Below are 14,467 nucleotides of genomic sequence, written 5' to 3' on the forward strand. Positions count from 1 at the left end.
ATACCTCAAGGTGCATGTTGTAAGATCGTCTTAATAAAAGCTACATCGCCCATTCGTCAAGGTAGGTCGTTGGAAGCACTCCTGTCGAATCATGAACCAAAGTTGGACTTTTATTCTCCTGCCGCTCATTTTTAAAGAGCAAGGTAGTTGCGAGTGCATCATGGTTATCGGGAGAGAGAAATATGAAGATCGGTGTTATTGGTGCAGGAGCTGTTGGTGTGGGAGTATGTAATTACTTACTCACTCTGGGTGGTATTAGTGAGCTTGTTCTACTTGATAAAAATTTAGAACGTGCCGAGGGTGAAGTGTTTGACTTTCGTCACACGATGGCACTGACTTTTTCAAAAAACACACGCATTATGCCGTCGGATGATTACTTAGATTTACTCGAAGCCTCTCTTGTTGTTATCACCGCTGGTACGCAGATTAAACAAGGACAAACTCGTTTAGATATTGCTGAGGTTAATGCTCAAATTGGAGTTGATATTGCGCGTCAAATAGAACGCGTAGCGCCAAATGCGGTGTTGATTGTTGTGTCAAACCCATGTGATATCGTGGCGCACTTTATTGTCACCAACACCGGTTTTGAGCCTAGTAAAGTTATTAGCAGTGGCTGTGTAGTTGATACCGCTCGTTTAATGAGTATTGTTGCTGGCCGTGTAGACCTAGACCCGAAGAACGTGTTTGGTTATGTATTAGGAGAGCATGGTAGCCATTGCTTTACTCCTAAGAGCTTAATTTCTATCGCTGGGCAACCGGCCGACTATTACTGCGATACCCATAACATTGAGAGAATTGATCCGCACGCACTTCTTGAGGCGGTGAAACAGGCGGGATACGAAATCTTTCGGCGTAAGCAGAACACCGTTCATGGCATTGCCGCCAGTGTCTTTCGAATCATTCAAGCTGTGACGATTAACGAACGATCGGTGTTGCCCGTCGGTACGATGATGTCGGGGCAATATGGTTTGCATGATGTTGTTCTCAGCCTACCTACGGTTATTGGAAAAAGCGGAGCAAATTCAGTTCTGATGCATCCCTTCACTGAAGAGGAGCTTGTCACATTAAAAACGATCAGCACCCATTTAAAACACATCGTGGAAAATGTCGCTAAGCAGACGAATCTAATGCCCTGATCTACCCTCATTATCAGGTGCTAGTTAACTTAGCACTCCGGTCTACTGCTATAGAGCTATTTGTACTAAAGCCCTAGGATGTGTAGTTGTTTAATTTGTAAATGAGTAATAGAATGCGAACCATTTTTATTTGAATGGTGAGTGGTAATGTCTCGAGTTTTGATAGTGGATGATGACGTTCCTTTGTGTGAGCTATTAGAAGCAGTTTTGCAAGAGGAGGGCTATATTGTCTCTTCTGTACATTGCGGTGAAAGTGCTTTGCAATATATGGAAAAAACGCCGGTAGATCTTGTACTGCTTGATGTCATGTTACCAAACCTTAACGGCATGCAAGTTGCCCGTAGAATCTGTCAACGCTTCGCGACACCTATTCTAATGCTTACTGCTCTTAATGATGAAAACTCGATGCTTGATGGCTACCAAGCGGGAGCCGATCAGTACATAGGAAAGCCTTTTAATGTTGCTGAGCTTCTGATGCGCATCAAAGCGATTCTTCGTCGTGTTGGTTTAGAGCGCCAACGTCAGGCGATGTGCAGTACCGTTCAAACGATCAGTGATCAGCTCAATAGCTTACCACTCACAAGCACGGAAGCCGAGTTACTGAGCTATCTAGTCAAAAACCAAGGTGTGGTGATTTCAAAAGCGGAACTCCAAACCGAAGTATTAAAGAAAGAGCTAAGCCCTTTTGACCGCAACCTTGATATGCACATCAGTAATATACGTCGCAAGCTAGTAGAAGCAGGGCTCTCTAAGCAACATATCAAAACCTTCCGTGGCAAAGGTTACAGCTACCTAGAGGCTGTAAACAATTAATGAAGCTCACGTGCCCACCTTTTATCGCGAAACGTAAAGACAGCTTAGCGTTTAAGTTGTTTAGTTATATGACTGCAATTGTGATAAGTATTTTGGTCGTACAAGCAATGGCGGAGCAAGCTCTCGTGAAAGCCATGCTAAAAGTGCCGGACAGTGTGCGAGAAGAAATGCTCGATCTTGCACATCAAGCCAATGTGCTGATTGAGCACGGAGACATGGATGAACTTGCGGATTGGGCGAACGCGCAAAACTTTTATCTGTTTGTGCTGAATGAGCACCAGCAACCCGTCACTCACCGTTTAATGCATCCACACTTCGAGTTCAAACTTCAATTTAAAAGAAGTATTGATGATCAACTTGAGGGAAAGGTAAATCGCCCGATTATCAATATCCCTTTGGTTAAAGATAATAGCTTGGTGATTCAACTGCCACATCGACTGCATCCCGCACATGACTTCATTTTATATTTCTCTATTCTCAAAGTGGTGATTGCGGTAGTTATTTTGGCGTTGTTCTCATTGCTAATGGCACGCAACTTACAACAGCCGCTTGATCGCTTAAGAGAAGCAAGCAAAAAGCTATCTAACGGCGACTTTAATGTCAGTGTGGTGAAAGAGTTAAAATCGAATACGCGTGAGTTTAACGAGCTGGCGCAAGACTTCGACCACATGACACAGCAAATTCATTCTCTTGCCGAAAAGCAGCGATTGCTTATAAGAGATGTCTCCCACGAGCTCCGAACGCCGTTAGCAAGACAGAATTTAGTTCTACACCTTTTGCGGAAGCGAGTTGGGGAGAACGAGCAAAGCTTGGTGACCAGGCTAGAAGACGAAGCTAAAGAGCTAAACCATTTGATAAGCGATATCTTGGAGTTCAGTCGCTTGGAAAATGCGCGTTTCGACAAAGGTGCGAAACGCCGTGATTTAGAGGTGTTGCTCGCACCGCAAGTAGAGCGGTGCAAAATCGATTTAAAACCAGAACAAACATTGTCATTCCGTTCAGAAGCAACATGCGCCAAAGCTTTTTGCGAAGAAACGCTCATCATTCGTTGTTTGAATAATCTTGTTGGAAATGCCATCAAATATTCAGGGCAAGCATCTCAGATAGAAGTTTCTCTGGCTAATCATGTCAAAGATGGGCAGCAATTGATTTCCATGTCTGTATCCGACAATGGGCCTGGTATTCCAGAGAACAAGTTGGTCGATATTTTTGACCCGTTTACTCGCTTAGATGCATCAAGAGATAAGAAGCTTGGCGGCTACGGCTTAGGTCTCGCGATTGTCAAAGAATCCATGCGCATTATGGGTGGATCCGTTACGGCGAAAAATCGTGAACAAGGAGGTCTGAGTGTTACTTTGGTGTTCAAGCAGTAAGTATGGTTAAGTCTTATTAACTGTGATTTTGATCACGTTATTGTAGCTCATCATCAGAGAGTACTTTACAAAAGTTTGCAAATGCAAAGAATGTAAATTTAATGCAAATGGTAATACTTATCACTTATATTCACCCGCGAAATAATTAAGAGGGAATCGCATTCAACAAGCATGTGACCCGAAAAATAATAATCGGAGTGAAAGGATATGTTTACTAAGAGCCATTTGGCGCTAGTGATCGGTGCGGTGTTAGCAACACCTGCAGTGGCGGACGTTCAAACAGACGAACATGTAGTTGTAGAAGGTCGAGAGTTCGGCTACAAGGCGGATACAAACAGTACAGCAATGCGCATGGAAATGACGCAGCTGGAAACGCCAGGACAAGTAGCGGTTATCGATGAAACGGTAATTGATGAGCAGCGTGCAAGTACACTTGGTGAAGTGCTACGTAACGATGCAAGTGTTAGCGCGGGTGGTACAAGCCGTAACCGCGAACGTTTCTCTCTACGTGGTTTTGAGCTTAGTAGTTCAGACGGTTTTCTTCGTGATGGCCGTCAACACTGGTCACACTACCGTCAGCCAATTGAGCTTTTAGAGCGTGTTGAAGTGCTTAAAGGTCCATCAGGCCTGCTATATGGTAAATCTGAGCCGGGTGGCTTAGTAAACATGGTTTCGAAAAAACCAACAACTCAAACACAAGCTAGTTTGAGTCAAGATCTAGGTTCGAATGATCACTCACGCACGGTGCTTGATGTGAGTGGCGCGCTAAATGATGCAGAGACACTGCGCGCGCGCGCAATTTTTGCCAAAGAAAGCTACGGCTCTTGGCGCAGCTACGGCGATGGTACCGAGCCAGAAACGGATCGTACGGTTGCGGGCCTAGTGGTTGAGTACGACATCACCGACAACTTTATGGTGTCAGCGCATTACGATCGCACGAAAGACGATGGTAGCGTGGATTCTGGTGCATACATTATTGATGGCAAAGCGGTTCGCGGTGATAAGTATATCTGGGATGCGCAGTGGTCTGAAATTGATAACGATGTAGAAAACTATGGCATCGATATTAATGCTCAAGTGACTGACAATGTAAACGTAAAAGCGGGTTACAACCGCCAAGACTTTAAGCGTTTTGATGTGGAGTCTTACCCTAAGTTTGATAATTATGACAAAGACGGTGTGATTCGACACAAAGGGAATGATCGCTCCGATAATTGGGTATTTGATACTGCATATATAGATGTGACGACGGACTTGACTTTGTTCGGTACGGAAAACACGTTGTTAGTGGGCGCTAACTACTTAGATTACAGTTATGATCGCTTTATGGCATTTCATAATGAGGCGAGTATTGCGCCAGGAGAAACGGTGCCTAAGCCTGGCTATCGTAGTTCGAAGAAATCACCAACAACTGAGTACGATACTTGGGGTATCTATGCGCAAAACATGATGACTATTAACGAGTCTTGGCAAGTACTTGCAGGGGTTCGTTATGATGAAAAGCGTAATGATGACCTGACAGAGAATCAAGTTTCTCCTAAGTTTGGTGTGATTTTCCACCCAGCGACAAATGGCTCGGTTTACGTTCAGTACTCTGAAAGCTTTATGCCACAAGGTGAAGTCAGCAGTGGTCGTGGCAAAACTTACGTGAACGATGGCGAGAAGCTAGACGCAGAGCGTGGTATCTCTTACGAGATCGGAACTAAGTGGGAACTGTTCGATCAGCGCTTATTTGTATCCGGTGCAGTGTTTGATATCACATTAGAGAACATCTCGCTGGATGTTGAAAGCGGCAAAGACGCAGGCGGTAATCTCCTACACAAGAAAACGCAAGGTGGTGAGCAAGTTCACAAAGGTGCTGAGTTAATGGCTCAAGGTTTTGTGACCCCAGAGTTGTCGCTAACCGCTTCTGCAATGTACTTGGATGCAGAGCTTAAGAAGGCAGAAAGATATGAAGGCAACCGCCCTGTAGATGTGCCAGAGTTTTCAGCAAGTCTATGGTCTAGCTACAAGGTTCAGGACAATACGAACCTAAACCTTGGTTTGATTTATGAAGGTGATCGCTACGGTGATGCAGCGAATACCTTCAAGAAAGATGGCTACGCTCGCGTTGATATGGGCGTGTCATACAAACATAAGTACGATGAAAACTTGGATATCATTGCTCGATTCAATGTCGAGAATTTATTCGATACCGACTACTTCGCAGGTGGTGGTAGCACGAATAGCGAGCAAAAAGGTGCGAGTGGGGTTGTGGTTGGAGAAAGCCGCAACTACATGGCAACAATCCAGTTCAAGTACTGATAACAATTTGATTATTAAAGGGGAAGGGTAGTCTTCCCCTTTGGTCGTTTTTGGAACACAGAAATATAACTCGTATGAATCTAATGAAATCAAGTATCGCTCTGTTGATATCATCGGTTTTGATTCCCGCTCACGCGGCGAACTTAAACGATGCACAAGCTGTGCAGAGTAAAACAAACCAGTCGTCGGCGGTAAGCCAAAAACGTATTGATGCAAGCGCAGAAAAATCACTTACTCTAGAAGCTGAAATTGAGCAGCTGCAAGAGGAAGTCGGTAACTTGAAGATTTATCGCGATCATCTTGCAAGCCTTGTTGAGAGCCAAAATCAAGAAGTTGATAGCTTGAACGAGCAAATTGAGCAGATTGCTCAAACTCGTCAAGGTGTCGTGCCTTTGATGTATCACATGCTTGAAGGCTTAAAAGCGCTCGTTGCTAACGACAAACCTATACGCAAAGCGCAACGTGAGGAACGAATTGCAAAGCTGGATTCCATGATGACGCGTGCAGACGTTGCGGATGCAGAGAAGTTTCGTCGTATTTTAGAAGCGTACCAAATTGAAATGGATTACGGCACCAAGCTTGGCGTTTACCAAGGCAAGGTTAACCTGGGTGACAATGAAGCTGTGGAGGCGGACATTCTCTATTTAGGGCGTTTGTCTTTGGTAGCACGTAGCTTATCTGGTGACACATTCTGGAGCTGGTCACAGCAACAACAAGCATGGCAACAAGTGGGTTCTGAGCAAAAATCAGAGCTAGATAAAGCGTTCGCTATGGCGAATAAACAGATCGCGCCGAGTATGTTAACTCTGCCAGTGTCGTTAACCGCTGCGGAGGGCAAATAAATGATGAAAAAATGGTTATCGGTTGCACTAATCTCGACAGCCGCATTAATGCCTCATACAACTGTTGCTAGTGATGCGTTGTTACAAAAGGCGCAGCAAGAAAATCGTCAACAGCAATCGCACAATGTCACGCGTGAATCAGGTTTTAAGAAAACAGAGCAAGAGCTACAGGCTATAAAGAATAAATTGGCCGCAGAGCGAGCGGCTCTTCAAGCAGAAGCGGACTCATTAAGTGTTACTTTCGGTGAAAACGAAGCGGAACTGGCGCAGCTAGAAGAAAAGCTACGTCTAGAAACCGGGAGCTTAGGTGAGCTATTTGGCGTCGTTCGCCAGAACGCAAAAGAGCTAGAGTCAGAGCTCAAGAGCTCAGTAACGGGTGTTGATGCAAATTCATATCAGAAAGATATCGATGCTATTGTTGCAGCTAAATCACTGCCAACGTTGACCCAACTTCAGGCGATGTGGCGCAGCATGGAAGAACAAATCAAAGCAAGTGGTGAGATGGCAAACGTCTCTTTCACACTGCTAAATGGCGAAGGTCGTGAACAAACGGTTAATGGTGTTCGTCTTGGTTCTATGGCGCTGCTGGATGACACTGGCTACGTTAAGTGGAATGGTCAACGCGGAGATGCGGTAAACTATCTTCGTCAGCCTGAAAGCGGTCCAACAGCGAATACTATTTCCTCTGGTGACATTGATGCGCTTGTCATTGACCCGTCACGCGGCATTCTTCTTGAGCAGCTCGCAAACTCACCGACTTTGGCTGATCGCCTAAATGCAGGCGGCGTTGTCGGTAAAATCATCCTTGGTTTATTAGCTATCGGCCTATTGATTGCTCTCGTACGTGGTGCATCTCTGATGATTTCGCGCCAGAAAATCATGAAGCAACTGAAAACTCCAGCACAGCCAGGAGACAACCCTTTGGGTCGTGTGCTTGCGGTGTATCAGAAAGATAAGCATCGCAGCGTAGAAGCGTTAGAGCTACGTCTTTTGGAAGCCGTTGTTGATGAGCAAACCCACCTAGAAAAAGGGTTGTCGATGCTGAAGCTTCTTGCTGCGCTGGCCCCTATGCTTGGTCTACTGGGCACGGTAACGGGTATGATCGAAACCTTCCAAGTCATCACTCAATTTGGTAATGGTGATCCGAAAGTAATGGCGGGTGGTATTTCGATGGCGCTTGTAACTACTGTACTTGGCCTTGTTTCAGCCATGCCATTGTTATTGGCGCACAACGTATTGAGCTCTCAAGCAGAAAATATTCGCAGTATCTTAGAAAAGCAAGGTATCGGTTTAGTTGCAGAACAAGCTGAGCGTGATATGCCGAGCAACAAAAGTCACTCTAACACCTTAGCGGAGAACGCAGCGTAATGGAGCAGATCCTACTCAACACATTGGGTTTGATCAGTGAGGATTGGGCCACAACCTTGATGAGCTTTATGCAGCAAGGTGGTCAAATCCTATGGTGGCTGGCTGCCGTCGTGGCGGTGTGCTGGCTGTTGGTTATGGAGCGAGTTATTTATCTCACAACGGTTTTCCCTGGGGTAAAGAAACAGCTTTGTGAGCAGTGGCAAGCAAGATCAGAGCACCACTCTTGGTACGCGCATCAAATCCGTGAAGGATGGATTGCAAAAGCGCAAATCGAACTGCGCCAAAACCTATCGACTATTAAACTACTTGTGGCGGTTTGCCCAATGTTAGGGTTGTTAGGGACGGTGACGGGCATGATTACGGTGTTTGACGTAATGGCATCGCAAGGCAGCAGCAATCCGAAATTGATGGCTTCTGGTATCTCACTTGCTACGCTGCCAACCATGGCGGGTATGGTAGCAGCGCTGGCGGGCATGTTTATTCATGCTCGCCTTAGCAAAGTGTGTGAACGAAAAGCTATCCAGTTAGAACAATCTTTAAGGAGTCAAAAGTGAGACTCGGACGCAGACCTAACCAACAAGATGAAGCTCAAGTCGATTTAACGTCGATGCTTGATATCGTCTTCATCATGTTGATCTTCTTCATTGTGACTAGTTCGTTTGTACGTGAATCCGGTGTAGAAGTGAACCGCCCTCAGGCTTCTAATGTGGTAAGCCAAAAAGATGCGGGCATTTTTATCGCGGTAACGGCAGCAAATGACGTGTACATCGACAAACGAGTGGTTGATATTGAGCGTGTTGAGGCCTCTATTGAGCACTTGTTACTTGATCAGCCTGATGCTTCGTTAGTTATCCAAGCTGACGAGCATGCTTACAATGGCACTGTCGTGAAAGTGATGGACGCTGCAAAAGCGGCGGGCGTGAAAAACATCGCATTGGCGGCGGAGAAACCTTAATGGGCAGGCTGTTACTTGCACTACCAGCATCATTGTTAATTTCTGTGAGCCTGTTTAGCTTTATGGCGTGGATGGTTGATAAAGGCAACCAGCGTGCGCCAGAAGCTTCGGAAGCGGTTCGTTTTGATATGGTGATGGTAGAGAATGAAGCAGACGTGCAGCGTCGTCAACGTTCAGTGCCGGAGCAACCAGAACCACCCCAAGCGCCGGAGCCAATGGATCTGTCTCAAGCTGACACTCAAATGGAGCCAATGAGCCAGATGACGCCAGTCAGTGCTTTAGGTTTGAACACTGCTCTTGAAGGTATCGCGATCAGCGCGCCAAACTTGAAGGGAACAATGGGTAACCAACAAGCACTGCCGTTGTATCGTGTTGATCCTCGTTATCCAAGTAAGGCGCTGAAACGTAGAGTTGAAGGCTATGTCATTATGCGTTTCACGATCGACGCTACGGGACGACCAAAAGATATTGAAGTGATCGAGGCTGAGCCACAGCGTATGTTCGAAAGAGAAGCGATTCGTGCGCTTAAAAAATGGAAGTATCAGCCAAAAGTTGAGGATGGTGTGTCAATTGAGCAGTATGGACAAACCGCTAAAGTGGAGTTCAAGTTAGCCAAATGATGAAAAAATTCTTAATCGGTACGGTATTAAGTCTGAGTGTACTCTCAACTATTGCCAGTGAGTTAAGCCAATACACTGCCGCGAGAGTTCAACGAGCACATAACTTGGCTCAAGAGGAGAAACTAAAAGAAGCGATTTCATCTCTTGAAGCTATGGAGCTTTCTCGTGGATATGACCAAGCTTATGTCGCTCGAATGTTGGGTATTTTTTACTGGCAGAACGAGCAAACTCAAGCGGCGATTAAGCAACTTGAGTTGGCAGTCAATAGTGGTTTGCTACAAGATGAGCAAGCATGGCAAACCCGAAAAATGTTGGCAGATATACTGCTGAACGAGCAACGCTTTTCTAAGGCGTTACCTCATTACTATGCCTTGAGCAAAAACATTCCTAAAGGTCAAAAAGCGCATGAGCTATGGCTGCGTATTTCCCAATCTCATTATCAACTGAGTCAGTGGCAGAAAGTGCTTTCAGCAATGGCTCGTTATGAGAAGTTTGGTCAGCCAGACAAGCTTGGCGCATTGTCGATAAAGCTTTCTGCTGAGCTAGAACTGAAAAAGTGGAAGCCGGCAATCTCGACCATCAAACGATTGATCGCGATTGAACCTGAGCGAATTGAATGGTGGCGTCAGCTTGTTGCTCTTTACCTGCGTGTTGATGACAACAAACGTGCTCTGGACTCTTTGGCGTTGGCAAAACTGAAAGGATTACAACTTAGCCAAGATGACTTAAAGCTGCTGGCACAATTGTACGCGAAACGAGGTATTCCTGAGAGAGCTGCGTTGGTGATGAACGAGCTAGAGGATGTAAACTCGAATAGTAAACTGAAAGCTCAGCAAGCGACGTATTGGCAAATGGCAAAAGAGTGGGAAGAGTCTATCGATAGTTGGCGTGTTGCTGCTCAGTTAGACCGACAGTATTACTGGAACTATTCTCAATTATTGGTGCAAGAAGGCCACTATAAAGATGCCCTTGCCGCGCTCGATAAGGTCAGTGGACGTAAGGCGGATGTCGCACTTATCAAAACTCGCGCTTACTACAAACTTAAGCGGTTTGAAGATGCGCTCGCTAATGCCAAAAGAGCGAATGAGATTAAACCGTCGAATCAGGCAAAAAGTTGGGTTAAGTATCTATCACAGCTACGCAAAGTAGAATCGACGCAGAACTCATAGCGAACACTTTTATTAAATACCCGAGCTCAGTCTCGGGTATTTTTTTGTCTAAAGTCATAAAGGCTATTTACTGTATGAGCTTTTCATAAAAGGCTAACGCATCAAATGGTCGGGAGAAAAAAGGGCTTTTCTCTATATATTCTTGATGCACTTTGCTTAGTGTTTCAAACTTTTCTCTCGATGTAGATTCGATATGAAAAGTAAGGCTTTCAGTCGATTCTACAAGCTTTAATGTTGAAGTTCTTGAAGCGTTATTTTTTGCTATTAATAGATAATACGCTAGTTCTTGCTTCTCTTTTAATACACAAGCCTCAAAAGCTTTCTCGCTTAAAAACGGCAGAACAGGAGTAAATGCTTCTATATGCTTCTTTGAATACTCTAGGGTTTGTTTGTCAGGTGTATTCTGGTCTGCCATAGATTCGCACAGCTTTATCTTAGCACCATAATTATCGATAGATTGGCTTACGTTGTTAAACAAACTGGCTTCAAACTTTTCACTTGCGAAAGTGACACTTGAGAAAAGTGATAAGAGAATTATTCCAACATTCTTGTTCATATTTTTCCTTCTGAACTACACCATAACGTTTGGCTAGCATCAGAAAATCTTCTCTATCTAACCCTACACTAACTTCTTAGCTTACCTTTTTAATCTAGCTTATCGATAGCTTTTAAGCTTTTCATTAAATATACATAAAGGCGCATTTTGGTGGAGTCTATCCCACTTTTTAGTATTGGAAATATCATTAAATTTTGAGTCATTAAAATTAATAGGGTTATTATCTAGAGGGTAGGCAATTGGTCACTCATATTGGCGCAAATAGTTACAACATGCGCCAGCCAAGCTGAATTGAAAAAGTAAACAATGTAAATTAAATGCCAATACGAATGATTATCACCTAAATTATGCCCCACATTTATTGGTGATGATTGTTTCTATGCTGCTTAAAAGCAAAGGTGTTCAAACTTGGGCTCGCCGCCTACATATCTATATTTCGATGGCTCTTCTCTTAGTTACGCTGTTTTTTGCAATAACTGGAATTACCCTCAATCGCCCCGAATTATTTGAACGCCGTGAACCTATCATTCAACAACATACTCTGACGGTTCCGCACTCAGTTCTATTCTCACATTCAGATACCTTTCAACCTAATCGTGAAGGGCTGGTGGCTTTCTTGACTAAAGAAACCGAGCTTCGCGGCACTCCCTCCGCACTAGATGTGTATACCGAAGTTGAGCAAGGTGAGTTGTTACTCGGAGAGCTGTCTATGGATTTTAAAGGCCCAGGTTATAACGCTACGGTCTTTATCGATATGACCACCGGTGCGGCAGAGGTTGAAACGACGCACTACGGTATTGTTGCGTTGTTGAACGATCTACATAAAGGCCGCAACAGTGGTGGGATTTGGAAGTGGTTTATCGACGTCACTGCGCTTTTGATGGTGTTTTTTGTTCTAACAGGTGTGTGCTTATTACTGCCTAAGAAGAAGACGCTTAGAACGTCAATGCAATGGATGAGCTTTGGTACGTTACTGTCGCTCGTGATTTATTTTGTTGCTGTTCCATAACAGCTTTTTTAGAGAACACTTATGTTGAACACAGGAAGATTTTTCCGCCGTAATCACTTTTGTAAAGCCGCTTTGATCGCGGCTTTTGCTCCTTTCTCTCTTTCTGCGGCTCCTCTACCAGATAACGCGAAGATCGATTTCGAATTCGAACTTCCAAAGATAGACACTTCAATGTACGCACGCCCTTATGTGGCGGTGTGGGTTGAAAATGACCAGCGTAAACCGGTTAAAACCATTCAGCTATGGGTAGGAAAAGACGAATGGCTAAAAGACCTGCGCAGCTGGTGGAGAAAAGCGGGTCGTTATGATCGTGAACTTGTTGATGCGGTGACGTCTGCAACGCGCCCTGCTGGACAGTACCGTTTTGTCTGGGACGGAACCAATGATGCAGGAAAGCGTTTGGAGCAAGGAAATTACACGTTGTACGTCGAAGTTGTTCGTGAACATGGTGGGCGAAACTACTTACGTCAAAAAATAACGCTAGCGGACAGTGACGTGCGCTATGAGCTTAAACCAACACAAGAGACGGGTGTCATCACCGTCAATTATCAAGTTAAGTGATTAAAGGACACAACAATGAAAACCAAAATGAAAGCAGTGGCATGGGCGAGTGTAATGGCAATGGGATTGGCTGTAACCACCACCGCACAAGCACATCCACGTTGGGTTCTGCCCTCTCACTTTACGGTTTCTAAAGAAGGCGGTGACTGGCTGACATTTGATGTTACTGCCTCTCACGGAACGTTTGTTTTTGATAAGCCTGCGGGTAGTGACCAGGCGTTTGTGGTGATGCCGGATGGCCGCTCTGAGCGTCCTAACTTTGTTGTTCGTGGCAAGCGTCGCTCTATGTTTGATTTCTTTTTTACAGAAGAAGGCACGCACAAAGTCGCGATTAATAATCAGCCGAGCTATTACACACAATACAAAGCGGGCCGTCGTGATACGGTGAAATGGGCGCGAGCAAACAAAGCTGAGCGTGATGACGTGCTTCCCGAGCAAGCGCGTGATGTGGTTACTCAACTAAGCTACACCCGAGCAGAAAGCTACATTACGGTTGGTATGCCAACGGACAAAGCGTTGGAGATTGAAGGCAAAATGCTGGAGATGAAACCGATCACGCATCCATCGGATATCATTGAAGGTGAACCAGTCACTTTCCAGTTTTTCTTCAATGGTGAGCCACAAGAGGGCGTCACAGCGGAGATCACACGTGAAGGTACCATGTACCGAAACCATCAAGAACAAATCGATGTGGTGAGCGATAAAGATGGCAAAGTGATCTTCACGCCAGAAGTCGCCGGGCGCTACTTAATGAAAGCGAACTACAAAGGTGAATTAAAAGATAATCCATTGGCGGATAAAGCGAGTGCCAATGTTCATCTTACGTTTGAAACTCAACTTAACTAATCGAATTAGGCTCAGCAATTGCTGGGCCATTTTGGAATTATCATGAATAACACTTCTCTTCTAAAAGCGGTTTTGCTTTTTTCTGGATTTGCTTCTTTTCACGCTGCTGCACACTTCCCTCTGATGAGTTGTCACTTGGCGCAAGATAAAGTGATTTGTGAAGCGGGCTACTCGGATGGATCGACAGCGGTCGACTACGATGTCGAAATGTACGATTACGACGACAATCTGATCGCCAAAGAAAAAACAGATAAGCGTTCCATCGCAGAATTTACTCACCCTGAAACAGATTTCTATTTGGTATTTGATGCCGGACATGAAAGCCCGGTGGAAGTGGATATCGTTGAGCTGAAAGAGAAATGAGTGTACAGAAAGTTCGCCCTGATGATGGTAACCGAGAAGGAAAGTGGGTCGCACTGACAATCGCAGTGATTCTCGGTTCTGCAGCCATAATTATGCCCTACCATCAGGTCGCGACTGAAAAGCCAGACATACAGGCTCATCAAGTTTTAATCACGGACTTACATCAAAACGAGTTGGGTTTGATCGCTGAACTTAAGCTTGCTCATGAAGAGATTCGTGATTTGCAGCTAGAAACTGGAACTTGGCCTGAGGTCTCTGACATGGAGGCGCTTTGGATTGCTCCATTCGTAAAAGACCAAAACTGGAAGCGCAAAGGGTCTCATCAGTGGAAACGAATCGATGACGGAGTCTACATTGGCATGAAGAAAAATGCCCAAGGTTCTGCCTCTATGCTTCTGGATAGCCGTGGCTCTCAAGCTGATATTTGGTTTAGTGATTCTAGCCGATCGTTAAATGCGGAGGTACTAAGCGATCTAGCAAAACGCCGCCAGCATGGCTGGCAACAAATCGTTCTGTCAGATTCCTCTTCTTCCCATTCTCACGCCCATTAAG

Annotated in this window: 16 protein-coding genes; 15 read left to right on the plus strand and 1 reads right to left on the minus strand. The window is 45.0% G+C overall.

Annotated elements, in window-relative coordinates; translation table 11 throughout:
- Positions 1-182: 182 nt before the first annotated feature.
- The 10 genes from FR741_RS16080 (at position 183) to FR741_RS16125 (ending at position 10,580) form a co-directional block, all read left to right on the plus strand.
- The gene (locus tag FR741_RS16080; protein ID WP_167427187.1) at positions 183-1,136 is read left to right on the plus strand and encodes a lactate/malate family dehydrogenase; all 954 of its coding nucleotides are present in this window, start codon (positions 183-185) and stop codon (positions 1,134-1,136) included.
- Positions 1,137-1,283: 147 nt separating this feature from the next.
- Entirely contained in the window at positions 1,284-1,949 is a 666-nt protein-coding gene (locus tag FR741_RS16085; protein WP_046873911.1) for a response regulator transcription factor, read from the plus strand.
- The gene (locus tag FR741_RS16090; RefSeq protein WP_005393533.1) at positions 1,949-3,322 is read left to right on the plus strand and encodes a sensor histidine kinase; all 1,374 of its coding nucleotides are present in this window, start codon (positions 1,949-1,951) and stop codon (positions 3,320-3,322) included. Before FR741_RS16085 ends, FR741_RS16090 begins: the two co-directional genes overlap by 1 nt.
- Before the next feature lie 207 nt (positions 3,323-3,529).
- Positions 3,530-5,626 carry a TonB-dependent siderophore receptor gene (locus tag FR741_RS16095; protein WP_167427188.1) on the plus strand — a complete coding sequence of 699 codons (2,097 nt, stop codon included), beginning with the start codon at positions 3,530-3,532 and terminating at the stop codon, positions 5,624-5,626.
- Positions 5,627-5,700: 74 nt separating this feature from the next.
- On the plus strand, positions 5,701-6,468 hold the full coding sequence (locus tag FR741_RS16100; RefSeq protein ID WP_167427189.1) for a DUF3450 domain-containing protein: 768 nt from the start codon (positions 5,701-5,703) through the stop codon (positions 6,466-6,468).
- Positions 6,469-7,836 carry a MotA/TolQ/ExbB proton channel family protein gene (locus FR741_RS16105; RefSeq protein ID WP_104973336.1) on the plus strand — a complete coding sequence of 456 codons (1,368 nt, stop codon included), beginning with the start codon at positions 6,469-6,471 and terminating at the stop codon, positions 7,834-7,836. It begins immediately after the preceding gene.
- Positions 7,836-8,390, plus strand: a complete 555-nt coding sequence (locus FR741_RS16110) for a MotA/TolQ/ExbB proton channel family protein (RefSeq protein WP_006741219.1) — start codon at positions 7,836-7,838, stop codon at positions 8,388-8,390. Before FR741_RS16105 ends, FR741_RS16110 begins: the two co-directional genes overlap by 1 nt.
- The gene (locus FR741_RS16115) at positions 8,387-8,791 is read left to right on the plus strand and encodes an ExbD/TolR family protein (RefSeq protein ID WP_005374257.1); all 405 of its coding nucleotides are present in this window, start codon (positions 8,387-8,389) and stop codon (positions 8,789-8,791) included. Before FR741_RS16110 ends, FR741_RS16115 begins: the two co-directional genes overlap by 4 nt.
- Positions 8,791-9,411 (plus strand): energy transducer TonB, encoded by a 621-nt coding sequence (locus FR741_RS16120; protein ID WP_006741220.1) that lies wholly within the window; start codon positions 8,791-8,793, stop codon positions 9,409-9,411. The genes FR741_RS16115 and FR741_RS16120 overlap by 1 nt, the downstream gene beginning before the upstream one ends.
- Complete coding sequence (locus FR741_RS16125) at positions 9,408-10,580, plus strand: tetratricopeptide repeat protein (RefSeq protein ID WP_167427190.1); 1,173 nt, start codon at positions 9,408-9,410, stop codon at positions 10,578-10,580. Before FR741_RS16120 ends, FR741_RS16125 begins: the two co-directional genes overlap by 4 nt.
- A gap of 67 nt (positions 10,581-10,647) precedes the next feature.
- On the opposite strand, the gene FR741_RS16130 is transcribed toward FR741_RS16125, so the two are convergent.
- Complete coding sequence (locus tag FR741_RS16130) at positions 10,648-11,136, minus strand: hypothetical protein (RefSeq protein WP_167427191.1); 489 nt, start codon at positions 11,134-11,136, stop codon at positions 10,648-10,650.
- A gap of 379 nt (positions 11,137-11,515) precedes the next feature.
- On the opposite strand from FR741_RS16130, the gene FR741_RS16135 reads away from it, so the two are divergent.
- From FR741_RS16135 to FR741_RS16155, 5 genes are read left to right on the plus strand one after another with little or no spacing between them, the layout of a single operon-like run.
- Positions 11,516-12,145 (plus strand): PepSY-associated TM helix domain-containing protein, encoded by a 630-nt coding sequence (locus FR741_RS16135; RefSeq protein WP_085344263.1) that lies wholly within the window; start codon positions 11,516-11,518, stop codon positions 12,143-12,145.
- Positions 12,146-12,166: 21 nt separating this feature from the next.
- Entirely contained in the window at positions 12,167-12,706 is a 540-nt protein-coding gene (locus FR741_RS16140) for a DUF2271 domain-containing protein (RefSeq protein WP_124007440.1), read from the plus strand.
- A gap of 15 nt (positions 12,707-12,721) precedes the next feature.
- A complete protein-coding gene (locus FR741_RS16145) occupies positions 12,722-13,552 on the plus strand; it encodes a DUF4198 domain-containing protein (protein ID WP_167427192.1) in 831 nt (276 codons plus the stop codon).
- Positions 13,553-13,594: 42 nt separating this feature from the next.
- Positions 13,595-13,915: a hypothetical protein gene (locus tag FR741_RS16150; protein WP_005374251.1), complete on the plus strand. Its 321-nt coding sequence runs from the start codon at positions 13,595-13,597 to the stop codon at positions 13,913-13,915.
- A complete protein-coding gene (locus FR741_RS16155; protein ID WP_167427193.1) occupies positions 13,912-14,466 on the plus strand; it encodes a DUF6162 family protein in 555 nt (184 codons plus the stop codon). Before FR741_RS16150 ends, FR741_RS16155 begins: the two co-directional genes overlap by 4 nt.
- The last annotated feature ends 1 nt before the right edge of the window (position 14,467 follow it).

It is taken from the genome of Vibrio diabolicus (assembly GCF_011801455.1).
Classification (GTDB): Bacteria; Pseudomonadota; Gammaproteobacteria; order Enterobacterales; family Vibrionaceae; genus Vibrio; species Vibrio diabolicus.